This window comes from Rhodococcus cercidiphylli (genome assembly GCF_033042225.1).
In the GTDB taxonomy this organism is placed as follows: domain Bacteria; phylum Actinomycetota; class Actinomycetes; order Mycobacteriales; family Mycobacteriaceae; genus Rhodococcoides.
The window spans coordinates 409,171-436,065 of sequence record NZ_JAWLKE010000001.1 but is presented as its reverse complement, the minus strand read 5'-3'; the positions used below and the strand labels follow the sequence as shown (position 1 = coordinate 436,065).

The 26,895-nt window shown below is 64.8% G+C and carries 22 protein-coding genes; 4 read left to right on the top strand and 18 right to left on the bottom strand.

Annotated elements, in window-relative coordinates; all coding sequences use genetic code 11:
• Nucleotides 1–2: 2 nt before the first annotated feature.
• Both R3P95_RS02095 and dapB read right to left on the bottom strand, forming a co-directional pair.
• Nucleotides 3–422 (bottom strand): hypothetical protein, encoded by a 420-nt coding sequence (locus tag R3P95_RS02095; protein ID WP_068050722.1) that lies wholly within the window; start codon nt 420–422, stop codon nt 3–5.
• A 50-nt stretch (nt 423–472) separates the two neighbouring features.
• Nucleotides 473–1,231: a 4-hydroxy-tetrahydrodipicolinate reductase gene (dapB, locus tag R3P95_RS02090; RefSeq protein ID WP_068050716.1), complete on the bottom strand. Its 759-nt coding sequence runs from the start codon at nt 1,229–1,231 to the stop codon at nt 473–475.
• A 91-nt stretch (nt 1,232–1,322) separates the two neighbouring features.
• Between dapB and R3P95_RS02085 the strand changes: the two genes are divergently transcribed.
• Entirely contained in the window at nt 1,323–2,111 is a 789-nt protein-coding gene (locus R3P95_RS02085) for an ABC transporter ATP-binding protein (protein ID WP_262498348.1), read from the top strand.
• A gap of 24 nt (nt 2,112–2,135) precedes the next feature.
• Here the strand turns inward: R3P95_RS02085 and R3P95_RS02080 are convergent, their stop codons facing one another.
• From R3P95_RS02080 to R3P95_RS02055, 6 genes are all read right to left on the bottom strand, one after another.
• Entirely contained in the window at nt 2,136–3,242 is a 1,107-nt protein-coding gene (locus R3P95_RS02080; RefSeq protein ID WP_094642078.1) for an alcohol dehydrogenase catalytic domain-containing protein, read from the bottom strand.
• A gap of 82 nt (nt 3,243–3,324) precedes the next feature.
• Entirely contained in the window at nt 3,325–6,003 is a 2,679-nt protein-coding gene (locus R3P95_RS02075) for an MGH1-like glycoside hydrolase domain-containing protein (protein ID WP_262498349.1), read from the bottom strand.
• 24 nt (nt 6,004–6,027) lie between these two features.
• Nucleotides 6,028–7,869 carry a putative nucleotidyltransferase substrate binding domain-containing protein gene (locus R3P95_RS02070; RefSeq protein WP_317532486.1) on the bottom strand — a complete coding sequence of 614 codons (1,842 nt, stop codon included), beginning with the start codon at nt 7,867–7,869 and terminating at the stop codon, nt 6,028–6,030.
• Nucleotides 7,870–7,939: 70 nt separating this feature from the next.
• Nucleotides 7,940–9,487, bottom strand: a complete 1,548-nt coding sequence (locus tag R3P95_RS02065; RefSeq protein ID WP_317532417.1) for a GMC family oxidoreductase — start codon at nt 9,485–9,487, stop codon at nt 7,940–7,942.
• Nucleotides 9,488–9,499: 12 nt separating this feature from the next.
• Entirely contained in the window at nt 9,500–11,011 is a 1,512-nt protein-coding gene (locus tag R3P95_RS02060; RefSeq protein ID WP_149405934.1) for an APC family permease, read from the bottom strand.
• 25 nt (nt 11,012–11,036) lie between these two features.
• A complete protein-coding gene (locus R3P95_RS02055) occupies nt 11,037–12,527 on the bottom strand; it encodes an aldehyde dehydrogenase family protein (protein ID WP_394855251.1) in 1,491 nt (496 codons plus the stop codon).
• Nucleotides 12,528–12,805: 278 nt separating this feature from the next.
• On the opposite strand from R3P95_RS02055, the gene R3P95_RS02050 reads away from it, so the two are divergent.
• Both R3P95_RS02050 and R3P95_RS02045 read left to right on the top strand, forming a co-directional pair.
• Nucleotides 12,806–13,060, top strand: coding sequence for a hypothetical protein (locus tag R3P95_RS02050; protein ID WP_068050740.1), 255 nt, complete (start codon nt 12,806–12,808; stop codon nt 13,058–13,060).
• A 126-nt stretch (nt 13,061–13,186) separates the two neighbouring features.
• Entirely contained in the window at nt 13,187–14,107 is a 921-nt protein-coding gene (locus tag R3P95_RS02045) for a YdcF family protein (protein WP_317532415.1), read from the top strand.
• On the opposite strand, the gene R3P95_RS02040 is transcribed toward R3P95_RS02045, so the two are convergent.
• Nucleotides 14,101–14,694 (bottom strand): TetR/AcrR family transcriptional regulator, encoded by a 594-nt coding sequence (locus tag R3P95_RS02040; protein WP_317532414.1) that lies wholly within the window; start codon nt 14,692–14,694, stop codon nt 14,101–14,103. The genes R3P95_RS02045 and R3P95_RS02040 overlap by 7 nt on opposite strands.
• 76 nt (nt 14,695–14,770) lie before the next feature.
• Between R3P95_RS02040 and R3P95_RS02035 the strand changes: the two genes are divergently transcribed.
• Nucleotides 14,771–15,250, top strand: a complete 480-nt coding sequence (locus R3P95_RS02035; RefSeq protein WP_317532413.1) for a DUF4188 domain-containing protein — start codon at nt 14,771–14,773, stop codon at nt 15,248–15,250.
• An 11-nt stretch (nt 15,251–15,261) separates the two neighbouring features.
• Here R3P95_RS02035 and nuoN read toward each other — a convergent pair whose 3' ends face one another.
• Genes nuoN through nuoF form a run of 9 tightly spaced genes read right to left on the bottom strand, consistent with a single transcriptional unit; the run spans nt 15,262 to nt 26,894 of the window.
• Entirely contained in the window at nt 15,262–16,824 is a 1,563-nt protein-coding gene (gene nuoN / locus R3P95_RS02030; protein ID WP_317532412.1) for an NADH-quinone oxidoreductase subunit NuoN, read from the bottom strand.
• On the bottom strand, nt 16,821–18,320 hold the full coding sequence (locus R3P95_RS02025) for an NADH-quinone oxidoreductase subunit M (protein WP_394855381.1): 1,500 nt from the start codon (nt 18,318–18,320) through the stop codon (nt 16,821–16,823). The genes nuoN and R3P95_RS02025 overlap by 4 nt, the downstream gene beginning before the upstream one ends.
• Nucleotides 18,321–18,355: 35 nt before the next feature.
• Entirely contained in the window at nt 18,356–20,224 is a 1,869-nt protein-coding gene (gene nuoL, locus R3P95_RS02020) for an NADH-quinone oxidoreductase subunit L (protein ID WP_317532410.1), read from the bottom strand.
• A 13-nt stretch (nt 20,225–20,237) separates the two neighbouring features.
• Entirely contained in the window at nt 20,238–20,537 is a 300-nt protein-coding gene (gene nuoK / locus R3P95_RS02015; protein ID WP_008717020.1) for an NADH-quinone oxidoreductase subunit NuoK, read from the bottom strand.
• Nucleotides 20,534–21,286: an NADH-quinone oxidoreductase subunit J gene (locus R3P95_RS02010; protein ID WP_317532409.1), complete on the bottom strand. Its 753-nt coding sequence runs from the start codon at nt 21,284–21,286 to the stop codon at nt 20,534–20,536. Before R3P95_RS02010 ends, nuoK begins: the two co-directional genes overlap by 4 nt.
• The gene (gene nuoI / locus R3P95_RS02005) at nt 21,283–21,828 is read right to left on the bottom strand and encodes an NADH-quinone oxidoreductase subunit NuoI (protein WP_149405942.1); all 546 of its coding nucleotides are present in this window, start codon (nt 21,826–21,828) and stop codon (nt 21,283–21,285) included. Before nuoI ends, R3P95_RS02010 begins: the two co-directional genes overlap by 4 nt.
• Complete coding sequence (nuoH, locus tag R3P95_RS02000; RefSeq protein ID WP_317532408.1) at nt 21,821–23,131, bottom strand: NADH-quinone oxidoreductase subunit NuoH; 1,311 nt, start codon at nt 23,129–23,131, stop codon at nt 21,821–21,823. Before nuoH ends, nuoI begins: the two co-directional genes overlap by 8 nt.
• Entirely contained in the window at nt 23,128–25,596 is a 2,469-nt protein-coding gene (locus tag R3P95_RS01995; protein ID WP_317532407.1) for an NADH-quinone oxidoreductase subunit G, read from the bottom strand. The genes nuoH and R3P95_RS01995 overlap by 4 nt, the downstream gene beginning before the upstream one ends.
• On the bottom strand, nt 25,593–26,894 hold the full coding sequence (nuoF, locus tag R3P95_RS01990; protein WP_149405945.1) for an NADH-quinone oxidoreductase subunit NuoF: 1,302 nt from the start codon (nt 26,892–26,894) through the stop codon (nt 25,593–25,595). Before nuoF ends, R3P95_RS01995 begins: the two co-directional genes overlap by 4 nt.
• Nucleotide 26,895: the final 1 nt, after the last annotated feature.

The window sequence follows — 26,895 nt, the reverse complement described above, 5'->3', positions numbered from 1 at the left end:
GGTCAGTTCTCGTCCCGTTCGAGTGCCACAGCCCGCTTCATCGTCTCGCGGGCCCGTCCACGGTCACCGGCGTAATCGTAGGCGCGAGCCAGTCGGTAGGAGTTGCGCCAGTTGTCCGGATCCTTCTCCCACTCGGTCTTGACCTGTTGGAACAACTCGTCCGCCGCATCACGTTCGATTCGTCCCGACGGCCTGCGCGGAAGATCCGCGACGTCGAGTTCGAGGCCCTCCTCGTGAATGCGCGAGGCCAGCCGCTGGTGGTCGAAGCCGGCTTTGAGGGTGGCCCACACGATCCACAGCCCGAGTATCGGCAGCAGCAGGACCCCGATCCCGAGGGAGATGCTCGCCACGCCACCGTTCTGGATCAGCGTCACACCGCGCTGGCCGAGCAGAAAGAAGTAGAAGCCGAGAATCAGCACCATCACCGCGAGGATGGCGAGCACCTTCGTCGTTTTGTTCACCGTCGATCAGCTCACAGATCCAACAGCGGATCGAGGCCGACGGTCAACCCCGGTCGTCCGGCGATCTCGCGGACTCCGAGAAGCACACCGGGCGCAAACGACGTGCGATCGAGCGAATCGTGCCGAATGCTCAGTGTCTCACCCTGCGTGCCGAGCAGAACCTCTTGATGCGCAACCAGTCCCGCGAGCCGGATCGAGTGCACACGCACTCCGTCCACATCGGCACCACGTGCGCCGTCGAGTTCGGTCGTCGTCGCATCGGGGCTCGCCGGAGTGCCTGCGGCGGCGCGTGCCTCGGCAATCAGCGCGGCGGTGCGGTACGCCGTGCCCGACGGCGCATCGGCCTTGTTGGGGTGGTGCAGTTCGATCACCTCGACCGAGTCGAAGAACCGAGCGGCCTGCTGCGCGAATCGCATCGACAGCACCGCGCCGATGGCGAAGTTCGGTGCGATCAGTACACCCGTCTGCGGCGATCCCGCCAGCCATTCGCGAACCTGCTCGAGCCGCCGTTCGTCGAATCCGGTGGTGCCGACCACTGCATGGATACCCTGCTCGATCAGGAACTGCAGGTTGTCCATCACCACGTCGGGGTGCGTGAAATCGACGACCACCTGGGCGTTCGCATCGACGAAGTTCGCCAGCGGATCGCCCTGGTCGACGGTCGCCACGAGCTCGAGATCCTCGGCTGCCTCGACGGCGGCACAGATGGCCTGCCCTACCTTGCCGCGTGACCCCAGTACCCCTACTCGAACAGGTGCCGTTGCACTCACGTCGTACCCACACTCGTTTCGTCGTCTTGTCGGTTCTACCGACCTCAGAGCCTACTTCTCCACGATCCGTCCCAGCAGCTACGGTCGTCCGGTGCCATCCACCGTCCTGTTCGCCGACCGCGTCGATCTCGTTCGCGGCGGCCGATACCTGCTCAGCGATGCCTCGCTGCGGGTCGAGGAGGGTGAGCACTGGGTGTTGCTCGGTGCCAACGGCGCGGGCAAATCCACCTTGCTCAGCTTGCTCGGCGCGCTCGTCCATCCAACGCACGGCGCAGTGCACGTTCTGGGCCATCGCCTCGGACGAGTGGACATGCGCGAATTGCGGACGCACATCGGCCACGTCGACCCGCGGTTGAAGATCGAGGCTCCGCTGACGCTGTTCCAGGTGGTGCTGACCGGGTTGACCAACACTCCGGATCTGATCCCGAGATGGTCGGCCGACAACCACCAGATCGCCCGCGCTCACCGTCTGATCGAATCCCTCGGCGTCGCCCATCGCACCGACGCGTCGTGGCACACGCTCTCGCAGGGCGAACGAGGCCGAGCGCTCATCGCGCGCGCACTATTGCCCGACCCGGCGCTGCTGTTGCTCGACGAGCCTGCCACCGGGCTCGATCTTGCTGCCCGCGAACAACTTCTGAGTGCACTCGACTCGTTGCGGGCCGAACATCCGACCCTGTCCAGCATTCTGGTGACGCATCACCTCGAGGAAATCCCGACCTCGACCACCCACGCCCTGCTCGTCCGCGACGGAAGAGTGCAGACGCAAGGAGCCGTCGACGTAGTACTGACCACCGACAACATCAGTGAGTGCTTCGACCATCCCATCGAGATCTCGAAGCAACGCGGGCGGTGGGTCGCCACGGCGGCCCACCGCTGATGCTCGGTCGAAGACAGCTGAAACTCAGTCGAATACGATGACCTGACGGATCGCGTTGCCGTCGGCCAATTCGTCCATGCCGCGGTTGATCTCGTCCAACGTGATTCTCGACGAGATCAGCTTCTCGACGGGAAGCCGTCCCTCACGCCACATCTGTGCGTACGTCGGGATGTCGCGAGCCGGTACAGCGGAGCCCAGGTAGCTGCCGATGATCGTGCGGGCTTCGGCCACCAGGCCCAGCGGTGAGATGGACGAGCGGGCGTCGGGTGCGGGGAGACCGACGGTGATGGTCTTGCCGCCGGGAGCCGTTGCAGCGACTGCAGTTTCGAATGCTCGCGCGTTGCCTGCCGCCTCGATGACGATGTCGGCCTTGATTCCCTTCTCGGCGAGCTCGGCCGGTGAGTACACCTGCGTTGCGCCCAGATCGGTTGCGGTGGACAGCTTGTCCGGGACCCCGTCGACTCCGATCACCTCACCGGCGCCCACCGAGACGGCCGTCAGAACCGCTGCCATACCTACTCCGCCGAGGCCCACCACCATCACCGATTGACCGGGCTTCGGAGTACCGGCGTTGAGCACAGCGCCACCGCCGGTCAGTACCGCACAACCGAGGACCGCTGCGATATCGGCGGGGATGTCGTCCTCGACCGGCACCACGGACTTTCGGCTCACCACAGCGTGTGTGGCGAATCCGGAAACTCCGAGGTGATGCTTGACCTCTTCCCCGTCACGGTGCAACTTGATGCCTCCGCCGAGCAGTGTCCCGGCATTGTTCGACGCGCTGCCGGTGACGCACGGCATCTGGCCGTCGGTGGCGCACCCGGCGCATTCGCCGCAGCGTGGCAGGAATGTCATGACGACGCGGGTACCGACCGCGATGTCGTCGACGCCCGCGCCGACCTCCTCGACGCGGCCTGCGGCCTCGTGGCCGAGCAACATCGGCACCGGACGAACTCGATTGCCGTCGACCACCGACAGATCCGAATGACACAGGCCCGCGGCTTCGATTCTGATCAGCAGCTCCCCCTCGCCCGGCGAACCGAGCTCGAGGTCGGAGACGGTGATGGGATGCGAGTCCGCGAAGGGACGAGATCGGCCGATTTCTTCGAGTACTGCGCCGCGAATCTTCATCCCGCCAGACTATGCGGCTCCGCCGCAGTGGTGTGGAAAAGTGCCGTGGGGGGCACATAAGCGCACCACTGCGCGTAGCGCACTACAGCGGCAGACGGGGCCTGAGCAGGTGCGCAACCAGTGCCGTCCACCCGGTTTGGTGCGTGGCCCCCAGTCCCTCGCCGGTGTCTCCGTCGAAGTACTCGTTGAAGCTGGGGTGCACGCTCCACAGTGGGTCGAGGCTGGATTCGATGCGCTCGCCGTCGGCGGGTCTCTTGCCGTCCACCGGTCGGAACAGTCCGGCGAGACCGTTGTCGATGAGATCGGCGGCATCGGTGAGGGTGCGATGGTTGCCCGAGCCGGTGGGGATCTCGATGGTGAACGAGTCGCCGTAGTACCGGCCGTAGGCGCGCAGCTTGTCGGCCAGCAGGACGTTGACCGGGAACCACACCGGACCGCGCCAGTTGGAGTTGCCCCCGAACATTCCGGTGCGCGACTCCCCCGGCTCGTATTCGATGGACAGGCTCCGGCCGTCCACGTCGAACGTGACCGGTTCGCGGTACGAGGCCGAGAGCGATCGAATCCCGAAGTGCGACAGAAACTCTTCGGAGTCGAACATGCGAGCCAGGATGCGCTTGAGCCGTTCGGGTTGAACGAGTGTCAGCAGCATGCGCACCTCGCCGCCCTCACGCCGAGCCAGCAGCGGGCTGACCATCTCCGGTCGCCTGCGTTGAATCCAGCGCAGGCGAGCGGTGAGATCGGGACATTCCTCCTCGACCCACGGCGGGATCTCGGTGGCACCGAGGATGGGCAGCAGTCCCACCATGGACCGCACGCGCATCGGGACCGCATCGCCCTCGGGCTGAACCAGGACGTCGTAGAAGAAACCGTCCTCCTCGTGCCACAGCGAAATATGCTGCGATCCGAAGGAGTTCACTGCCTTGGCGATCGAGAGGAAGTGCGAGAAGAACTTGGTCGCGACGTCGTCCCAGGCGCTGTCGTGTCGCGCGAGTTCCAGCGCGATCTTGAACATCTGCTGGCAGTAGAACGCCATCCAACTCGTCGCGTCCGACTGTTCGAGCCGAAATCCGGGTGGCAGTGGGGCAGATCGATTGAACAGTCCGATGTTGTCCATGCCGAGGAATCCACCCTCGAAGATGTTCGAGCCCTCGGAGTCCTTTCGGTTGACCCACCAGGCGAAGTTGAGCAGCAGCTTGGTGAACACCCGCACCAGGAATTCGCGATCGCGGTAGCCGTCGATGCGATAGACGTGCCATGCCGCCCACGCGTGCACGGGTGGGTTGACGTCACCGAATTCCCACTCGTACGCGGGCAGTTGGCCGTTGGGGTGCATGGCCCACTCCCGGCACATGAGCACCAACTGTTCCTTGGCGAAATCGGCGTCCACGTGCGCCAACGGAATAGCGTGGAAAGCCAGGTCCCAGGCCGCGAACCACGGGTACTCCCACTCGTCGGGCATCGAGATCACATCGGCCAACGCCAGGTGACGCCAGTGCGCATTGCGTCCACCCGGGTCCTGCCTCGAGTCCGGAGCCGGAGCGCCGACCTTGTCGCCCTCGATCCACTCCTCCACGTCGTATCGGTAGAGCTGTTTGGTCCACAGCAAACCGGCGTAGGCGCGCCGCGCGACATGCCGGTCGACATCGGTGAGGTCGGCTCCGATCACGGCGCCGTAGAACTCGTCGGCCTCGGCCTGCCGGTCGGCGTGGACGGCATCGAATCCGGCCCCGAACGTCTGCTCGTCCGGCCGGTTGGGCGACAACCGCAATCGGACCGATTCCGTTGCACCGGGGGCGATGTCGTCGAAGCGGTACCAGAACGCAGCCTTCGTTCCGGTCTGCTCGGGGTTGACCGCATCGAGCTCCCCGTCGACGACTCGGCGGCCAATGCCGTCCTTGGGGTACGCCGAGATGTTCTCCTGCCCCCACAGAGCCTCGGCATTGGTTTCGTTGTCGCAGAACAGAACTGCCGGTGTTCCCTCGGCACTGAGGTAGTAGCGACCGAGAAATCCGTGGTCGACGGCGATGGCTTCGAGTCCACCTGCCATCAGGTCCGGTGGGCTCAGCTGCGCCAGCGTGCCGCCCCGGTCGTCGCGTCCCCACGACCAGGTGTTGCGCAGCCACAGGTGCGGCAGTAGATCGACCGACGCCGCCTCGGGGCCGTGGTTGGTGATCGAGATGGTGATGCAGATGTCGTCGGGTGAGGCCTTGGCATACGTGACCTGGACGTCGAAGAATCTGTTCTCGTCGAGGATGCCGGTGTCGGCCAGCTCGTATTCGCGGTCGTCACGTCCGCGTCGAGCATTCTCTTCCCGCAGGCGGGCGTACGGATACTCCGCGTGCGGATAGCGGTAGAGCCACTGCATCCAGCTGTGCGTCGGTGTTCCGTCGACGGCCCAGAAGTATTCCTTGACGTCCTCGCCGTGATTGCCCTCCTCGTTGGCGAGGCCGAACAACCGTTCCTTGAGGATCGGGTCCTTTCGATTCCACAGTGCGAACGAGAAGTTCAGGAACCCGAAGCGGTCGCAGATTCCGCCGATACCGTCCTCGCCCCAGCGGTAGGCGCGCTTGTGCGCCTGATCGAACGGAAACGACGCCCAGGCATTGCCGTCCTCCGAGTAGTCCTCGCGCACGGTGCCCCACTGGCGCCCCGCCAGGTACGGGCCCCACTGACGCCACGGTCCGCTGACCCCGGGCGATTCCGCCAACCGATGGTGTTCGACGGTCGACGGGATGGGAACGCTCACGGGATTGGTGGTCACGGCACACAGTCTGGTCGTTGCCGGTCATCGATGCACGCCGACGTTGGCCGCCAGATACCCGACGCGTCGTTGCACCGCGGCGATCTCGCGGATGCCGTCGGTGAGCAGACTCCGCTCCAGAGGTGACAGATCTGCCATGATCAGCACGTCACCGGGTCGGTGGCCGGCCGTGATCTGGTCGATCTGATGCGACAGTCGGAGCCGTTGCAGCAGCTCGAACACCTCGGACAGTGCAGCGACATCTCGTTCGGAGAGCATGCCGTTGCCCGACGCCGCCGCGAGCCGCGCGGGGGTCGAGGCCGATGCCATGCCGACCGACAGCCCACCCCACCGAGCGAGGTTGACGATGGGCGTCAGGGCATGGGCCTTGAGGTCGAACGTGCCGCCGCGCCGAGCCAACACGTCTCGAAGCGATCGCAGCCGAGCCCGTCCGGCGAGGGCGTCCCGCAGTTGCAACCGCAGGGCGTCGGGGTGATCGACCAGGAGTCGTCGGTAGGCCTCGGGCACCGTGTGCAATTCTTTCGGGCCCCACACCACTCTGCCGTCGATCATCAACGAGGACATGATGAGGCCGGAGTCTTCCGCCGGATTGCCACGTTCGCCGAACGGGTTGCTGAGCCAATGGGCAGCGGCCCTTTCCCATTGACCGGCCGAGCGCGCGAATCGGGGCGAGCTCGCGACCGCGCCGTTGGTGTCCGACGGCAATCCGGCACTGTCGAGGCTCACGTGCACACGGGCGGCCAAGTCCATCAACGCCTCGTCGCGGGTCCACGACACCGCGTTCGATGTCCCTCGCACATCGGGATCTGCGGTGGCATCCGCCCAGGTCAATGCACTGTCGACGTCCGAGGAGGGCATCGCTTCTCGACGCGCCACGCTGCCGAGAGTGATCCAGGCGAAGTGGTCACGCGGCACGTCCGGACGTGCGGTCCATTCGATCTCGACGGCCCGGCGAACGAGGCTGTCGACCACGACGGAGAGGATCGCGCTGACCGCCATCGCATCGGTTCCGCCTTCGAACAGATCCACCACCAGGCGGGGCACGAGCCTGCCTGCGTCGGCGAGTTCGGCGGAGGTCGACGCCGATGCCACAGCTCGCCGGACCACAAAACTGCGTCGGGTGGACGCGGCATGCAGATCCGAATCCTCGACGACGCCGAGTACCTCACCGCGGGTCGACACCACCGGCATGTGCCGCAGGCCTCGCTCGAGCATGTCCATCAGCACGGTGCCGGCCAACCGGTCCGCCGTGACGGTCTCGGCGGGCGACGTCATGACCCGCTCGATCGGCGTATCGACGCCGATACCGGCGGCCACCACACGAATTCGGAGGTCGCGGTCGGTGAAGATGCCGTGGCGCGATCCCCGCAGCGGAACCAGAACGTAGGAGCTGCCCTGCTCGGTCATGTGCCGGACCGCATCTCGGACCGTGGTTCCGACGGGCGTGAACACCGCAGGCGCAGAGACCAATTCACCGACGGTCCGACCGGCGCTGCCCTCCGCCGGTCCCCCACGGTACGCAGAAGAGGAGTTGACGGCATCGGCCAGAAACGCCAGACCGGCGGGCGTGGCGAACAACGGCCGAACCAGCGCACCGGGCAATTGCAGAACGACACTCGGTTCGGTTGCCCGCGCACAGAATTCGACGGTTCCACCCGAGAGCAGCGCCGAGAATCCGAATACCCCACCCGGACCTATCGTGTCGATGGGAACGTCGGTGCGTGAGGTGTCGTCCGGGTGCGTGATCACCACGCGCCCGGTACGCACCACCCACACGGTGTCGGCATCGGCCGAGGCGTCCATCTGTGGACGGTCCACAACCCATGCGCCACTGCCGTACTCGCGTTCGACGGCTGCTGCGGCCATCTCGGCCAGCACAGCCGGTGGCGCGCCCTGAAACGGTGGATGCGCGCCGAGAAAATCGGCCAGCTCCGATCTATCCGCCACGGATCAGGTCGGCGCATTTCTCCGCCATGGTCATCACCGTGATGTTGGGATTGACGTACGGCAGCTTCGGCATCGCCGACGCGTCGACCACGCGCAGGTGCGCGATGCCCTTGACGCGCAACTCGGGATCCAGCACGGCCATGGTGTCGTCCACCGATCCCATCCGCGCCGTGCCTGCCGGGTGATAGACCGTGTTGTGGGTCTTGTGCACGTAGTCCAGCAGGTCGTCGTCGGTGACAGCATCGGGTCCGGGGGCAAGCTCTCGTTCGATCCACCCTGCGAGCGGACCGTCTGCGGCAATCCGACGAGCCAGCTTCAGACCGGCGAGCATCACCGCGTCGTCGTGGCCGTCGGAGTCGGTGAAGTAGCGAGGATCAACCTTGGCCCGATCGCGAAAATCCCTGCTGCGCAACCGAACAGTGCCCCGCGAGCGCCCCTGGGTGACGTTGGGCGTGAGACAGAAACCGTTGTCGGTGGTCGGATAGCCCCAACGAAGGGTGTTCATGTCGAACGGCACACTGCCGTAATGCATCATGATGTCCGGGTAGTTCAGCGAGTCGTCGGTCTGCGCGAACACGCCGATCTCCCACCACTGCGAGGACGTGGTGACCATCGGCTTGCTCGCCTCCCAGAACACCAGCCCCTCGACGTGGTCGTCGAGGTTCTCGCCCACTCCGGGTGAATCGACCCGAACGGTGATCCCCATCTCCTGCAACTGTGCCGCCGGTCCGATTCCGGAGAGCATCAACAACTTCGGCGTGTCGATGGCACCGGCGGTGACGATCACCTCGCGACGCGCCGAGACGGTGTCGTAGCCGGTGAGATCGGGGCGTTGGTACCGCACTCCGGTCGCGGTCAGCGATTCGTCGATCAGAATCTCGCTGATCCAGCAGTCCGTTCGCACCTCCAGGTTGGGGCGCGTGCCGATGATCGGATGCAGGTAGGCGTGTGAGGTCGACATACGCAAGCCGTCTTCGCCCGCATTGATCTGGAACCAGCCGGCACCGTTGAGTACCGGCGTTCCGCGGTTGAATGCGACCGTCGGAAGACCTATCCCGGCGGCCGATTCGAGCACTGCCGCACCGCACGGATCGTTCGGTGGCACGTCGCGAATCCGCACCGGCCCGTCCTGTCCGCGACCGGTGTCGTTGCTCTCGACTCGCGCGACGAGCGGAAGGATGTCCGACGCGCCCCATCCCGTCGCGCCCGCAGCCGCCCAATCGTCGAGGGTTTCCGCCGGCGGGTGAAAGGCGATGCAGGAGTTGTGCGAGGAGCAGCCACCGAGCACTTTCGCCCGCGCGTGCCGCATGAAGCTGTTGCCGCGCTCCTGCGGTTCGACGGGATAGTCCCAGTCGTAGCCGGAGTCGAGTAGATGCATCCACTCCGCCAGTTCGAGAATTGCCTTGTCGCCGACGTCGGTCGGCCCTGCTTCGACGAGGCAGACACTGACGGAGGGGTCCTCGCTGAGCCGAGCAGCGAGGACACACCCCGCCGTCCCGCCACCTGCGACGACGTAATCGAACTGGGTGTCTGTCACTGCACGCTCCTTCTAGTCGCCCGTGGAGGCATGTGATTTCAGAGTGCCGATGTGCTTGCGTCCCTTGACTGCGTACCACAGCAGGCCGATGCCCAGAATGCCGCCGATGTAGACGAACGCACCGAACGTGTTGTACCAGGGGGTTCCGTACACGGCCTCGCGCGGCCAGGCGAGGTTGATCGCCATCCCTGCGCCCCACACCACTGCCGCGATGTTCACCGGCAGGCCCCACCTGCCCATCGTGAAGTACCCGCCGGGCTTCAGGTCCTCCGGCGGCCACTCACCCTTGACTCGTTTGACCAACAGCGGCGCGGTGACCATCAGATACGCGAGGTAGATCATGATGATCGCGATCGACGTGAGGACGGTGAAGATCTGCGGCTGACCGATGTTGACGACGAGAATGACGATGGCCAGCACGCCGATGGTCACTGCGGGCACCACCGGGGTCTGGGTCTTCGGGTTCACCTTGGCCAGACTCTCACCGAAGGGCAGCGCGTTGTCTCGCGCCATGGCGAACGTGAGCCGAATCGCCGCGGTGTGCACCGCCAGCGAGCAGACGAAGACCGCGATGACGATGCAGATGAGGAAGACGGTGCCCAGTGGGCCCCACATCACCGCTTCGACGATGGACTGCAAACTGCCGTCCGGGCTGCCGAGCGACGGATCGTTGAGGTCCGGCGCGGCCATGACGGCGAACACCAGGATGGCTCCACCGATGACGAACGAGGCGAGAATGGCGCGCAGGATGGCCTTCGGCGCGGTACGCCGGGGTTCGACGGTCTCCTCTCCGAGCGAGCTCGCAGTGTCGAAGCCGTACATCACGTAGCCCGACGCCAACGACGCCACCAGGAAGGCTCCGAGGTACCCGCCGCTCTCACCGGCACCGTAGCCGTTGGTGGAGAAGAACACCTCGGGGCCGCGGTTGATGTTGGCCGCGAGCAGAATCGCGATCAACACGGCCGCGATGAGCTCGATGAACACTCCTGCGCTGTTGATCATCGCCATCAGCCGGACCCCGAGCGCATTGATCGTCGTGGTGATGGCGATGAGGATCGCACCGAGCAGCACCGCGTTGGCCGCGAAATCACTGGCACCGGAACCGTCACCGATGATCTGGAATCCGCTCCAGATACGGGGCAGATTCAGCTGCAATGCCAGCGCCACGGCGGACAGCGTCACGATCGAGGCCGTCAGCATCAACCAGCCCGCAGACCATCCGACGATTCTGCGGCCCAACAGCTTCGCCCAGTTGTACACCGAACCCGCTACCGGATACTTCGCGGCCAGTTCCATGAAGCACAGTGCCACGCAGAGCTGACCGACGAACACTGCAGGCCACGACCACAGATACGCCGGTCCGGCCGCACCGAATCCGAAATAGAACAGCTGGAACGTACCGGTGAGAATGGAGATGTAGCTGACGCCCGCGGCAAAGCTGGCGAATTTGCCGAGGCTTCGATCGAGTGACTCCTTGTAGCCGAAGTCGTCCATTCCGCTCGAACTGTCGTTCAGTAGTGCCATGCGCCTGGCCTTTCCGATCTTTTCGTTATCGGGTGCCGAACCACCCCGCCGCCGTGGGCGAGGTGTTGTGCCAAATATGTTTCGCCTCTTGATATTCGGACATTCCGGACGGACCGAGTTCGCGGCCGTTACCGGATTGCTTGAAGCCGCCCCATTCTGCGGCCGCGGTGTAGACGCCGAAGTCGTTGAGCCACACCGTGCCATGGCGAAGCCCACGTACCATTCTTTCGCCTCGCGCGGCGTCGGATGTCCGAACTCCCGCGGCGAGACCGTAATTAGTATCGTTGCCCAACAGGAGTGCTTCGGCCTCGGTATCGAAGCGCTCCACTGTGAGTATGGGCCCGAATGTCTCCTCCTGCACGATATTCATGGACCGATCGCAGTGGTCGAAAATCGTCGGTAGGAAATAGCTACCCTGGTCGAGAGCCGAATTGTCCGGTTTCGTTCCGCCGATGACCAGCGTTGCGCCCTCGTCGATCCCGCCCGCGACGAAGGCCTCGATCTTCTCGCGCTGCGCCTGCGATACCAGTGGCCCGGTCTCGCTCGCCGGGTCCATCCCCGGACCGATCACGATGGTCTTCGCGCGTTCGGCCACGGCTGCAACGAAGCGGTCGGCGACCGATTCCTCGATGATGAGTCGAGTGCCGGCCGAACACACCTGGCCCGAGTGCAGAAAGACTCCGGTCAGGACGTTGTCGACCGAGTCGGCGAATGCCTGATCGTCGGCCACCGCGTCGGCGAACACGATATGTGGATTCTTGCCACCGAGCTCGACGGCCACCTTGGTGACGTTCTCGGCCGCCGCGGCCAAGATGTGCCTACCTGTCGCCAGCCCACCGGTGAAGGAAATGAAGTCGACGTCGCGGTTCCTGGTGAGCGCGTCCCCGAGAACCGCGCCGCTGCCCTGCAGCAGGTTGACCACACCGGCCGGCGCTCCGGCTTCCTCCACCAACTTGGTGAACGCGATGGTGCTGAGCGGAGTCACCTCGCTCGGCTTGAGCACCATCGTGCAGCCGGCCGCCAGCGCCGGGGCAATCTTCCACGAGATCTGCAGCAGCGGATAGTTCCACGGCGCGATCATGACGCAGACGCCGATCGGTTCGTGCACCACTCGGCTGATGATTTCGGGTCGGTCGACGTCGATCAGACGATCGGCCTCGACCACTGCGAGATCGGCGTAGAAGCGGAAGACCGACGTCACGTCGTCGATGTCGATTTCACTCTCGCCGAACGTCTTTCCGGTATCGAGAGTCTCGATACGCGCGAGCTCGGCCTTGTCTCTCTGGAGCAGATCTGCGATGCGATTCAACAGATTGCTGCGCTCACCCACCGTCACCGACCGCCACGGCCCGTCGTCGAACGCCGCCCGCGCCGAGGCCACCGCGCGCAGAGCATCGTCCGGAGTGGCCTCGTCCACGACGGCGACCGTGCTGCCGTCCGCGGGGTTCACGATGTCTCGGGTTCCGCCGTCACCGGATCCCTGCCACTGCCCGTCGACGAACAACGAGGGCCGCAGCGCGGTCGGGTCGAATCCTGCATCGGAGTCGGTCACCGAAACACCTTCTTCCGTATGGGGGTCGTGTCGTGTGTCTACGCTATGCCCTCAGCGCCCGGCGGTCCCGTCGATCCGTTCGTGAACCTCGTCTTCCCGCGGACCGATGCGCGAACATACCGTCCTCCCCGCTGAGAGGCATTGGCCTCCGCCCCTTTTCCTGCTGCGATTGTCGAACATGCGACGGCACTGTGTCGGACATGCAACAGCACAGTGCAGCGCAGCGCATTACGCTGGGATTCATGACTATCGAAGATGTGGGCGGCAGACGAACGGTGACGGCGGACGAGCTTCTTCTCCTGGTGGGTGATCACCTGCTCATAGAGGAGGGTGTCGCGACCGGGTTCATCGAGAGCGCGGGCCAGGTTGCCGAGAGCGTGGCGGTGACGGTGACCGACGGCGTCGACGGAACCACGACGACCGAACGGGTGTTCCTTCCCGATGCCGAGGTGACCATCGAACCCGCCGATCGCGGACGCGCCCCTGTCACGATGTGAGGGCAGGACAATCCCTGCTCAGAAGTACATTCATGTAACTCGAACAACTCTGCTCACACCAGTCACACAGGCACCGAACTGAGCTAGGGTGGCGGAAACCCGTCACCGTTCGGAAGGACGTCAGCAGTGCGACAAGGCCGAGGACACCCGACCGTTCGCGTTGCCGTCGTGTCCTGTGCCGCTGCCCTCGCCGTCGGTTTCGGCTCGTTCACGGCAGTGGCCGATCCCGAGGCGTCGGCCCCGGCAACCGCCGCCGAGTCGGTCCGCTCGGCCGACGCAGATCAGTACAACGGCGCGCAGGACGCACTGGTGAAGGGGCGCTACGACGACGGTTTCGCTGCCCTCGACGCACTCGCACTCGCCGCCCCGGACGACGCCAACGTGGCAGCGCTGCAAACGTTCTATGCCAACGCGACCGCCGATACCGATGCGCTTGCGCAACACTCGGCTCGCCTGCACACGCTGTCTCCCGCCCTCGCCGATGCAGTCGACCGGGCCATCGCCGTCATCGACGAAGCCGCGACGGAGACAATCGACTTCGACCCGATCACCGACGGACCCCGCACCGCGATCGTGGTACTCGGTCTGGGCCTGAACGGCGACGGCAGCACGACCCCGGAGTTGGTGGAGCGTCTGCGCTCGGCCGTCGCCGCCGCGGAGCGCTCCCCCGAGTCCCCCATCATCGTCACCGGCGGAAATCCGCAGAGCGGCGTCACCGAGGCCGAGGCGATGCAGCGATGGCTCGTCGATGAAGGCATCGCGGCCGACCGCATTCACACCGAATCGACCGCGAATTCGACGGTGCAGAACGCACAGCGAGCTACCGCACTGGCCGCCGAGATCGGCGTCGACGATCTCGTGCTGGCGACGACCCCCAGTCATCTTCGACGAGCGATCTCCGACTTCGAGATCGCGGGCGGCGACGTGATCGGCGCTGCGACAGCAACTCCCGACGATCTTCCGGATCTGCCTGCACTCGCTCCGACGGCACGGTTGGGCATGACCGTCGATGCCACCAAGATCCTCGGGATCCCGCGCACCTACTGACGCGTCCACCCTCGCAGCACCGACTCCGTCCCGGCTTCGAACATCGCACGACGGGTCTCGTCGTCGGAGTTCGTCGGCATCGCCAGTTCCAACGACACCAGACCGTGCACGATCGCCCAGAACGAGTGGCTGATCAACTCGACCGGCGCCCCGGCCATGATGCCGTCCGCAACGGCGCGTGCCACCGCCGCCCGGAGCGGATCCATAGCCGCGGATGCGACTTGCGCCTCGTCGGATACATCGATCGAACCGAGTACTCCGCCGAACATCACCGCGTACAGATGCGGATTACGTAGCGCCCACTCTCGGTACGCGATAGCCAATTCACGCAGATCGACCTCGGGATCGCCGGTGACCGGAACCCCGCGCTGAGCGTCCCCGAAACTCGAGAACGACGTGGCGAACAGTGCCACGAGCAGCTCGGCGCGACCACCGAACAGTGAGTAGATCGCGGTGGTCGAAGTGCTCTGCGCAGCCGCGAGTTTACGTAGTGACAACGAGTCGACGCCTTGCTGCGCAACGGTTTCCGCCGCGGCCTCGAGTAGCCGGGTCCGCAACTCGGCGTCGTGAATTCTTGGTCTCGCCACTTGCGAAACCTACCACAACGGTGTTTTATAACAGTGTCACACAACGCTTCGATCATCGAACGGACGGGAACACGTCATGCCAACCATCATCGACGGCCGCACCACGGTCGAATCCGAACGGGACACCGTCACGGTCTTCCTCATCGGAATGCGCATCAACAATCCCCTTGCCGTTCGCTCCTGGTTACCCGCGGTGCGGGCGATGCCGCGGATGCTCGGCCATCTCGAGCGGGATCCCGCATCCGGGATGCTCGGCTACCACTCGTGGTTGGGACGCACCACCATGCTGGTCAGCTATTGGCGCAACGCCGAGGACCTCACCCGGTTCGCCTCCGACCCCGACGCACCACATGCACCCGCCTGGCGCGCCTTCAATCGATCGGTAGCCGCGACCCGCCATGTCGGTGTGTGGCACGAAACCTATACCGCGACAGCACAGAACAGTGAGGCGATCTACGTCAACATGCCTACGTTCGGACTCGCGGGAGCCATCGGTGGACTCCCGGTCGGTACCGGCTCGCACACGTGGAAGCAGCGAATGAAATCTCCGAACTGATTGCTCGACGGCTACAGGAAGTTCCCGGCACGCGCAGCCAGGTCGAGAACGGGCTGCGGGAAGACTCCGAGGGCCACGGTGACCACCACCGAGACCCCGATCGCGCACGACACCGACGCCGTCGGCCGCACGATCGTTGCGGTCCGCTCTCCCGGATCGGTGAAGAACATCAGCACGATCACCCGCACGTAGAAGAACGCTGCAATCGCGCTGCACACCACTCCGACCACGACCAGTGCCGCTCCCCCAGAGCCCGAGGCAGCGCTGAACACAGCGAACTTGCCGATGAATCCACTGGTGAGCGGAATGCCGGCGAACGAGAGCAGGAACAACCCGAACACTGCCGCCACCAGCGGTGACCGACGACCGATTCCGGCCCACCGTTCCAGATCGCTCACTTCACCGCGCTCGTCGCGCGCCAAACCGATGATCGCGAACCCTCCGAGAGTGCTGAAGGCATACGCCAACAGATAGAACATCGTGGCCGACACACCCGAATCACCCACTTCACCCGAATCACCCAATGCCGTCACTCCGGTGAGGATGAACCCGGTGTGCGCGACGGACGAGTACGCCAGCATCCGTTTGACATCGGTCTGCGTCACCGCGACAACGGAACCCAACACCATGGTCGCGATGGCCACGACCCACAGCATCGGCCGCCAACTCGATTCGAGACCGGGAAGCGCCACCCCGAAGATGCGAAGAATCGCACCGAACGCCGCGACCTTGGTCACCGTGGCCATCAGAGCTGTCACCGGAGTGGGGGCACCCTGGTAGACGTCGGGAATCCACGAATGAAACGGCACGGCACCGACCTTGAACAGCAGACCCACCGCGAGCAGGGCGGTTCCGATCAGCGCGAGCGATCTGCCCTGACCGTCCACCGCGATGGCGTCGGCGATGCCGTCCAACCGAACGGTTCCGGCGTACCCGTACAGGAAGGCAACCCCGAACAGGAAGAATGCGGACGAGAACGCGCCCAGCAGAAAGTATTTGAGGGCAGCTTCCTGCGAGAGCAAGCGCCGTCGCCTGGCCAGTCCGCAGAGCAGATACAGCGGCAAGGACAGCACTTCCAGCGCCACGAACATCGTCAGCAGATCCGTGGCCGCCGGAAAGAGCAACATGCCACCGATCGCGAACATCGCCAGAGGAAACACCTCGGTCTGGGCGACGCCTGCATCGATGGCCTCCTTCTCCGCCACGCTGCCCGGAGTGGTCGATGCCTGCGGGGTGAACGAATCGATGCGACGCTCGGCACCGGCCCCGGTGACTGCAACGGTGCGCTCCGCCAACAGCGCGATCGCCGGAATCGACACCAGCACAATGGTTCCCTGCAGAAACAGCGTCGGCCCGTCGATCGCAACCGCGCCGGACATCGCCGACGCCTCGGTGCCTGCCAGACCCAGGATGGCCGCCAGCGCCGCCACCAGTCCCGCGAGAGCGAGACCCACATGCGTGATCCGACGGGCTCGCAGCGGCACGAACGCCTCTACGAGAACACCGAGAACTGCGACCGAGAACACGATCAGCATCGGTGCCAGCAGACCGTACTGCACCTCGGGTGTGGTCATCGCTGACCTCCTGAACTGTCGACGATCGTGGATTGCACTGCCGGAGTGATGACATCGAGCGCGGGTTTCGGATACACCCCGAGCACGATGAGCAACGCGATCAGCGGCACCACCACGGCCAGCTCACGGCGAACGAGATCGGGCACCGTCTCGTTGCCCTCCCGGACCGGCCCGGTCATGACGCGTTGGTAGAGCCACAGTATGTAGATCGCCGACAGCACGAGGGCTCCGGCGGCCACAATCGTGGCGACTCCGTATCGACCGAACGTGCCGATCAGCACGAGGAATTCGCTCACGAACGGGGCGAGGCCGGGTAGCGAGAGCGTGGCGAGTCCCGAGATCAGGAACGTTCCGGCGAGCACCGGTGCCACCTTCTGCACACCGCCGTAGTCGGCGATCGCTCGTGATCCTCGACGCGACACGAGGAAGCCTGCGATCAAGAACAGTGCGGCCGTGGAGATTCCGTGGTTGACCATGTACAGCGTGGCACCGGCCTGACTCTGACCGGTCATGGCGAAGATACCGAGGATGATGAATCCGAAGTGCGAAATCGACGTGTAGGCAATCAGTCTCATCATGTCGGTCTGGCCGATCGCCAGTATCGCGCCGTAGACGATGCCGATGACTGCGAGTGTGATGATCCACGGCGCGAACGTCTGCGACGAGCCGGGGAACAGTTCGAGACAGAACCGCAGCATCGCGAACGTGCCCACCTTGTCCACCACCGACATCATCAGCACCGCCGTGGCGGGTGTGGACTGCACTGCGGCGTCGGGTAGCCACGAGTGGAACGGCCACAACGGTGCCTTGATAGCGAACGCGAACATGAATCCGAGGAACAGTGCGTTCAGAACCATCGGATCCACACCGAGTCCGCCCGATGCCGCCGCGTCGGCGATCGCGCGCAGATCGAATGTCCCGCCGTCGAAAGGCCCGTCGGGTCGCGCGGTCACCACGTACAGGCCGATGACGGCAGCCAACATGATCAGACCGCCGAACAGGTTGTACAACAGGAACTTCACCGCGGCGCGCGTTCGATGCACTCCCCCGAAACCACCGATGAGGAAGTACATCGGAATCAGCATCGCCTCGAAGAAGATGTAGAACAACAACACGTCCAACGCGAGGAACGACACGAGCACCATCGACTCGACCACAAGGATCAACGCCATGTACGTGTGCGACACCCGACGGGAGCCGTAATTCGCGACGCGACTGCCGTCGTACCAGCCCGCGACGAGCAGCAAGGGTGTGAGAACGGTGCTGAGCAACACCAGGACCAGGCCGATTCCATCGAGTCCGAGGGTGTACCGCGCACCGAAAGCCGCTATCCACGAATGGTCTTCGACGAACTGGTACCGATCACCACCGGAGTCGAACGACACTGCCAGGGCGACCGACACGGCCAGTGTTCCGGCAGCGAAACCCACTGCGACACTGCGCGCGACGGTCGGGCGAGCGGCGGGCACCAGGGCGACGACGATCGCACCGAGCATCGGGAGCACCCACAGGACGGTCAACCAGGGAGTCGTCACAGAGCCACCACCATCAGTACCACGAGAACGGCTCCCGCGAACATCGCCAACGCATACGACCGCACATAGCCCGTCTGCAGCCGTCCGGACCGCGTCGATGCGCCACCGATCGAGCTCCCCACCCCGTCCACGACGGCGTCGATACCGTTGTCGGCGTGCACCAGTGCGCGCGTGAGTGTTTGTCCTGGCCGCATGAATGCCGCCTCGTTGACGGCATCTCCGTAGAGATCGGCACGTGCAGCTCGGGTCAGGGGCGAGACATCCTCGGGTGGTGTCGGCGGAACCTCGTTCGCGATGTACTTGCGGTACGCGATGCTCGCACCGACCAGCACGACCACCAGGACGGCGACGGTGACCACCCAGGCCGGAATCGCGTGCTCCTCGTGTTCCGATCCCACCACCGGTTGCAGCCATGCCTCGAGGCGCCCACCCACCGCGAGGAAGGCTCCCGACGCCACCGAGCCGACGGCCAACACGATCATCGGGACGGTCATCGTCGCCGTCGTCTCGTGCGGATGTGCCTGCGCGGACCAGCGTTTCGGACCGAAGAACGTCAACAGCATCACCCGAGTCATGTAGAAGGCCGTCAGCCCTGCACCGAGCAATGTCACGCAGCCGAGAATCGGACCTGCCACTCCCTCGGCGGCGAATGCGACCTCGATGATCGGATCCTTGGCGAAGAAGCCGGAGAACGGCGGCAGTCCGATGATCGCGAGATAGCCGAGGCCGAACGTGACGAACGTGATCGGCATCGCGGCGCGGAGTCCACCGAACTGTCGCATGTCGGTCTCGTCGTTCATCGCGTGCATCACCGAGCCCGCGCCCAGGAACAAGCCCGCTTTGAAGAAGCCGTGCGAGATCAACAGCACGATGGCGTAGGCGTACCCGGAGGGGCCGAGCCCGGCCGCGAGCACCATGTACCCGATCTGACTCATCGTCGACGCCGCGAGCGCCTTCTTGATGTCGTCCTTCGCACAACCGATGACGGCACCGAACAGCAAGGTGACCGCACCGACGGTGACGGTGGCCGCGCGGGCGGTGGGCGACGCCTCGAACACCGGTCCGGAGCGCACGATGAGATACACCCCGGCCGTGACCATCGTGGCCGCGTGAATCAGTGCCGACACCGGTGTCGGGCCCTCCATGGCGTCCCCGAGCCACGATTGCAGCGGCACCTGCGCCGACTTTCCACACGCCGCCAACAGCAACATCAGCGCCATGGCGGTGGCCACCGATTCGCTCGCCTCGCCGATTCCGGCGAACACGTCGTCGTACTGGACGGAGCCGAAGTTCACGAACATGATCATCAGCGCAACGGCCAGGCCGATGTCACCGACTCGGTTGACCACGAACGCTTTTCGGGCAGCCGACGCAGCCGACGGCTTGTGCTGCCAGAAGCCGATCAGCAGATACGACGCCAGACCGACTCCCTCCCACCCCAGGTAGAGGCCGAGGAAGTTGTCGGCCAGAACAAGCAGCAGCATGGCGGCGAGAAACAGGTTGAGGTACGCGAAGAAGCGCCGCCGCTCGGCGTCGTGGCTTATGTAGCCGATGGAGTACACGTGAATGAGCGACCCGACTCCGGTGATCAGCAGGACGAAACAGATCGACAGTTGATCTGCGCGCAAGCCGAAGTCGACCTGCAGTTCGTCGACCGGAACCCACCGGAACAGGGTCTGGGTGAGCATCCTGTTCGACTCGTCACGCCCGAGCATCGAGGCGAGCACCACCGCGGCCACCACGAACGACGACACCGCTGCCGCCGTCGCGACCAGATGCCCCCAGGAGTTGCAGCGCCGGCCACCGAGCAACAGGAACGCCGCACCGAACGCCGGCAGAGCCGGAAGAAGCCACAGGATCGACATCGTTGTTCCCCCGTCAGTTCTTCATCAGTGAATTCTCGTCCATGGAGATAGAACGCCGAGAACGGAAGATGGCCATGATGATGGCCAGGCCCACCACCACCTCGGCAGCGGCGACCACCATGGTGAAGAACGCGAACAACTGCCCGTCGAGATTGCCGTGCATGCGGGAGAACGTCACGAACGCGAGATTGACTGCGTTGAGCATCAATTCGATGCACATGAACACGATGATGGCGTTGCGCCTGACGATGACGCCTGCCGCGCCGATCGTGAACAGCAGAACGGACAGGTAGAGATAGTTCTCCGGATTCATCGCTCGTCACGCTCGATCCGAGGATCGGCGAACATGGCGTTGACGGAGGACTCGGATTCGGTTCCGTCGGGCAGCAGAGCGCGGCGATCCACCCCGTTGTGGCGGGCGTACACCCCTGGACTCGGCAGCGGTGTCACCCTCGAACCATCGCGAAATCGGCCGCGGGCCATTTCTCGCTGACCCTTGACCGGTCCCAGAGCTTCCCGGTGCGCCAGAATCATCGCCCCGATGGTGGCAGTGATCAGCAGTGCCCCGGTCAACTCGAACGCCCACACGTACTCGACGAAGATCAGCTCGGCCAGGCCCTCGACGTTTCCGGTGGAGTTGACGGCGTCGAGACCGGCGAAGTCGAGCCGACCGTTCCGGACCGAATCGCGCAGCAGCACCCCGATGATCAACAGCCCGAAACCGATTCCGATGACGACGGCCGCGATGCGGTGCCCGCGCAGGGTTTCGGTCAGCGACTCCGAGGTGTCGACTCCGACGAGCATCAGCACGAACAGGAACAGCATCATGACCGCGCCGGTGTAGACGACGATCTGCACGACACCGAGGAACAACGCCCCCTGCGCCATGTAGAAGGTCGCCAGCACCACCATCGTTGCAGCGAGGAACAATGCCGAGTAGACGGCTTTGGTACTCATCACCACGCCGAGTGCACCGATGACGGCTACGACGCCGAGGGTCCAGAACTGCACTGCCTCACCGGTGGACGTGGCCTCGAGGGCGAGCTGAGCGATGGCAGTCATCGAACCGGACCGCCCTCGGTTTCGTTTGTTTTCTCGTCGCCGGTGACGATGCCGCGGTAGTAGTCCTCCGCCGAACGGCCCGGAGCCATCGCGTGCGGCGGGGCCACCATGTCCGGCTCGAGCGGAGCCAGCAGGGAGTCCTTCTCGTAGATCAGATCGGCTCGGTTGTCACCGGCGAGTTCGTACTCGTTGGTCATCGTGAGAGCCCTGGTCGGGCAGGCCTCCACACACAATCCACACCCGATGCACCGCAGGTAATTGATCTGATAGACCGCGCCGTAGCGCTCACCCGGAGAGAACCTCTCGGTCTCGGTGTTGTCGGCTCCTTCGACATAGATGGCGTCGGCCGGGCAGGCCCACGCGCACAGTTCGCAACCGATGCACTTCTCGAGACCGTCGGCGTACCGATTGAGTTGATGACGACCGTGGTAGCGAACCTCCGTCGGCTTCTTCTCCTCCGGATACAACTCCGTCTCGGCCTTCTTGAACATCGTCGCGAAGGTGACTCCGAAACCGGCTATGGGACCGAGAAATTCAGGCATCGGCGTTCTCCTTCGGTGACCTGGCGGCGGATGAGCGCACACCGGCGTGCCGGCTCGGGAAAGTCGAGCCCTGGGTGGGAATGGGAGGTATCGGGAATCCGCCTGCCACAGCGTCGAACTCGGCAACGGGCACACCAGGCGGCACGTTCCGCTCCCGCGCACGCCTGCGCACCATCAGCAGCAGTGAACCCAGGACGGCCACCGCGAAGATCATCGACACGACGAACGTGACCAGCGGTACGTCGTAACGATCGGCCCCGAGTACCCGCACCGTCGCGATCACCATCACCCAGATCAGCGCAACGGGAATGAGAATCTTCCAGCCGAAGCTCATGAACTGGTCGTAGCGCAGCCTCGGCAGCGTCGAACGCAGCCAGATGAACACGAACAGGAACACCCAGACCTTGAGGGTGAACCACAGCACCGGCCACCACCCCGAATTGGCACCGCTCCACAAACTCAACGGAATCGGCGCCTGCCAGCCGCCGAGGAACAGCGTGGTCGCGAGCGCCGAGACGGTGACCATGTTGATGTACTCGGCGAGCATGAACATGGCGAAACGAAGAGACGAGTACTCGGTGTGGAATCCGCCCACCAACTCACCCTCCGCCTCGGGCAGATCGAACGGAGCGCGGTTGGTCTCGCCGACCATCGCCGTCACGTACACCAGGAACGACGGCAGAAGCAGGAAGATGTACCAGGTGTTCTGTTGCGCAGCAACGATTCCGGAAGTCGACATGGTCCCGGCGTACAGGAAGACCGCCGCGAACGACAGGCCCATCGCGACCTCGTAGGAAATCACCTGCGCCGTCGAACGCAGCGCACCGAGCAGCGGATAGGTCGAACCCGACGCCCACCCCGCCAACACGATCCCGTACACACCCACCGACGTGACCGCGAGAATGTACAGAACACCCACCGGCAGGTCGGTCATCTGCAGCGGCGTCGTCGTACCGAACACCGACACCTCGGGACCGAACGGAATCACCGCGAAGGCCATGAACGCAGGAACCACCGAAATGATCGGAGCCAGAACGTAGATCGGCTTGTCGACGCCGGTCGGAGTGATCCCCTCCTTCAACGCCAGCTTGATCCCGTCCATCAGCGACTGCAACAGACCCCACGGGCCCACCCGGTTGGGCCCCACCCGCATCTGCATCCACGCCATGATCTTGCGTTCGGCGTAGATCGCGACCAGCGGCGTCAGCACCAGGAAGACGAAGACCGCCAGGGCTTTACCGACAACCAACCACCACGGATCGTTGCCGAACATCGACAGATCGGTCGGCGCGGCCACGATCATGACTGCCTACCTTGGGGTCGTTCCGCAGAACTGCGACGGATACTCACCACTGCGCCGGACCGAACACCCAGCGAGCGATACACCGTCGAACCGGGCGAGTTCATCGGTATCCACACCACGGTGTCGGGCAGATCGGTGATCGTCAGCGGCAACGTGATCGAGCCACGGTCCGTCGCAACACTCACCAGATCGCCGGTCTCGGCTCCGATGGCCGAGGCCGTTGCCGCCGACAGCCGAACGGTAGGTGCGCGACCGGTCGCGGCGAGATTGTCCTCCCCGTCCTGCATTCGTCCCGCATCGATGAGCATCCGCCACGTGGCCAGAATCGTCTGTCCCGGACCGAGGGTCGGAACGTCCGCGTGGGGTGCCACCCGGGCCACCGCGGTGCGCGGGCCGTTCCACACACCGAGGCGAGCCAACTCGGCGCGTGCCGCCGCCGCGTCGGGCACGGCCAGTTCGACGCCCATCTGCGCGGCGATGGCGTCGAGGATGCGTTGATCCGGCATCACCGCGCCTGCACCGAGTGCAGTGTCGAACGTACGGGGTCGGCCTTCCCAGTCGACGAAAGTTCCCGACTTGTCGACCACCGGTGCCACTGGGAACACCACGTCGGCCCGCTCGGTGACCGCGCTGTGGCGCAGTTCGAGGCTCACCACGAACGCCGATCGGTCCAATGCGTCGAGTGCCTCCTGGGGGTCCGGCAGATCGTCGAGATCGATTCCCGCAGTGACCAGAGCGCGATCCGGTCCTGCGTCGGCCAGGATCGCCGCCGTGTCGCGGCCCACCTCCGCCGGCAACTCGGGCACTCCCCACACCGCGGCCACCTCGGCGCTCGCAGCCGCATCGGCAACAGGACGCCCGCCGGGCAGGACGTTCGGCAGCGCCCCTGCGTCGAGCGCACCGCGTTCGCCGGCGCGTCGAGGAATCCAGGCCAGGCTCGCGCCGGTGTCGTCCGCCAGTTTCGATACCGCCGCCAGACCACCGGGAACGCAGCCGAGCCGCTCGCCCACGAGGACGATCGCACCGGGCTCCCGGAGGAGGTGTGCAATCGATTCGGTGCCGCGATCGCCGACGTGCAACGCATCGAGCCAGCCCGGCTCCTCGCCGGGAATCGACTGCAGCAGGACGCCGTCCAGCTTGCGTAGGCCCCGGGTGGAGAACGGCGCGATCGATGCCACCACCACTGCGCTCGCGCGGTGCGCCTTACGTAGCCTCAGGAACACCAGGGGTGACTCTTCCTCGGGCTCGAAGCCGACCAGTAGCACCACGGGGGCGTTCTCGAGATCGGAGTAGGTGACCCCCAACCCGGTCGCCGCGATACGACCGGCCAGGAAACTTGCTTCCTCGGCGCTGTGATCCCGATTGCGGAAGTCGATGTCGTTGGTGGCCAGAACTTTTCGGGCGAACTTGGCATAGGCGTAGGAGTCTTCGAGAGTCGATCGTCCGCCCACGAGTACCGCGGCACGTCCGACCGACCCGGCTAATCCCGTTGCCGCAGCCGCCAATGCAGCCGACCACGACGTTTCGATCAACTCCCCGGATTCGTCGCGGATCATCGGCGAGGTGATGCGGTCGGGTTCGGTGGCGTACTTGAATGCCCACCGGCCCTTGTCGCAGTTCCATTCCTCGTTGACCTGGGGATCGTCACCGGCCAGCCGTCGCAGGACCTTGCCGCGTCGATGGTCCGTGCGTTGAGCACAGCCCCCTGCGCAGTGCTCGCACACGCTCGGCGACGAGGTGAGGTCGTACGGGCGCGCCCGGAACCGATACTCGGTGTTGGTCAGCGCACCCACCGGACAGATCTGCACGGTGTTGCCCGAGAAGTAGGAGTCGAACGGCTCGTCGCCGAAGATCCCCACCTGTTGAATCGCACCACGTTCGAGTAGCTCGATGGACGGATCGCCGGCCACTTGAGCTGCGAAGCGAGTGCATCGCGCACACAGGACGCATCGTTCGCGGTCCAGCAACACCTCGGCCGACAGCGGAATCGGCTTGGGGTACGTGCGTTTGGTCTCGACGAACCTGGACTCGGCCCGGCCCGCAGCCATCGCCTGGTTCTGCAGCGGACACTCACCGCCCTTGTCACACACCGGGCAATCGAGCGGATGGTTGATCAGCAGCAGCTCCATGACGCCCCGTTGCGCCTTCTCCGCCGACTCCGATGTCACTTGGGTGCGCACGATCATGCCCTCGGCCACTGTCGTGGTGCAGGACGCCAACGGCTTGCGCTGCCCTTCGACGTCGACCAGGCATTGCCGGCACGCCCCCACCGGATCGAGCAGCGGGTGATCGCAGAAGCGCGGAATCTGCACGCCCATCAGCTCGGCGGCGCGAATCACCAACGTGCCCTTGGGAACACTGATCTCGTGGTCGTCGATGGTCAGTGTCACCATTTCGACCGGAGTGACCGACTGGTCGGGGGCAGGAGTGGAGCCTGCGGAACGACCGTGTGCTGCTGCCGTCATGACGTCAGCTCCTCTGCCATCAGGGTCGATCGGTGTGGATCGAATGGGCATGCCTGTTCGGTGACGTGTCGGATGTATTCGTCGCGGAAGTACTTCAGCGAGGACACGATCGGGCTTGCGGCTCCGTCTCCCAACGCGCAGAACGATTTTCCGGCGATGCCGTCCGCGATGTCGAGCACTGTCGTGAGGTCGGCTTCGGTACCGGTTCCGCCGTCGAGGCGGCGCAGTATCTGCACCAGCCAGTAGGTTCCTTCTCGGCACGGCGTGCATTTGCCGCAGGATTCGTGTGCGTAGAACTCCGTCCATCGCAACACTGCTCGCACGACGCAGGTCGTGTCGTCGAAGATCTGCAAGGCCTTGGTACCCAACATCGATCCGGCGGCACCGACGCCCTCGTAGTCGAGCGGCACGTCCAGGTGTTCGCCGGTGAACATCGGTGTCGACGATCCTCCCGGTGTCCAGAACTTGAGCTCGTGACCGGGCCGGATACCGCCCGCGTAGTCCAGCAGTTCCCGCAGAGTGATGCCCAGCGGGGCCTCGTACTGGCCGGGCCGACACACGTGGCCGGAGATCGAGTAGAGGGTGAACCCGGGTGATTTCTCGCTTCCCATCGACCGGAACCATTCGATGCCCTTGCTCAGGATCACCGGGACGCTGGCGATGGATTCGACGTTGTTGACGACCGTCGGCCGCGCGTACAGGCCTGCCACCGCGGGGAACGGTGGACGCAGTCGGGGTTGACCTCGTCGCCCTTCGAGCGAGTCGAGCAGCGCCGTCTCCTCGCCGCAGATGTAGGCCCCGGCCCCGGCATGGATCACCAGCTCGAGGTCGAACCCCGATCCGAGGAGGTTCTTGCCCAGGTAGCCGGCGGCGTAGGCCTCGGCAACTGCGGCCTGCAGTCTGCGCAGCACCGGTACCACTTCGCCGCGAACGTAGACGAATGCGTGCGATGCACGTATTGCGTAGGCCGCGATGATGATTCCTTCGATCAACGTGTGCGGGCTCGCCATCATCAAGGGCATGTCCTTGCAGGTGCCCGGCTCCGACTCGTCGGCGTTGACCACCAGATAGTGAGCTTTCCCGTCACCCTGTGGAATGAAGCTCCACTTCGTTCCGGTGGGGAATCCCGCACCGCCACGGCCGCGCAGGCCGGAGTCCTTGACGAACGCGATGAGATCGTCGGGGTCCATGGCGAGGGCCTTCTCGAGCCCCCGATAGCCGTCGTGACTGCGGTAGGTGTCGAGTGTCCACGAGTCCTTCTCGCCCCAGAACTCGCTCAACACCGGTGTCAGGGCCATG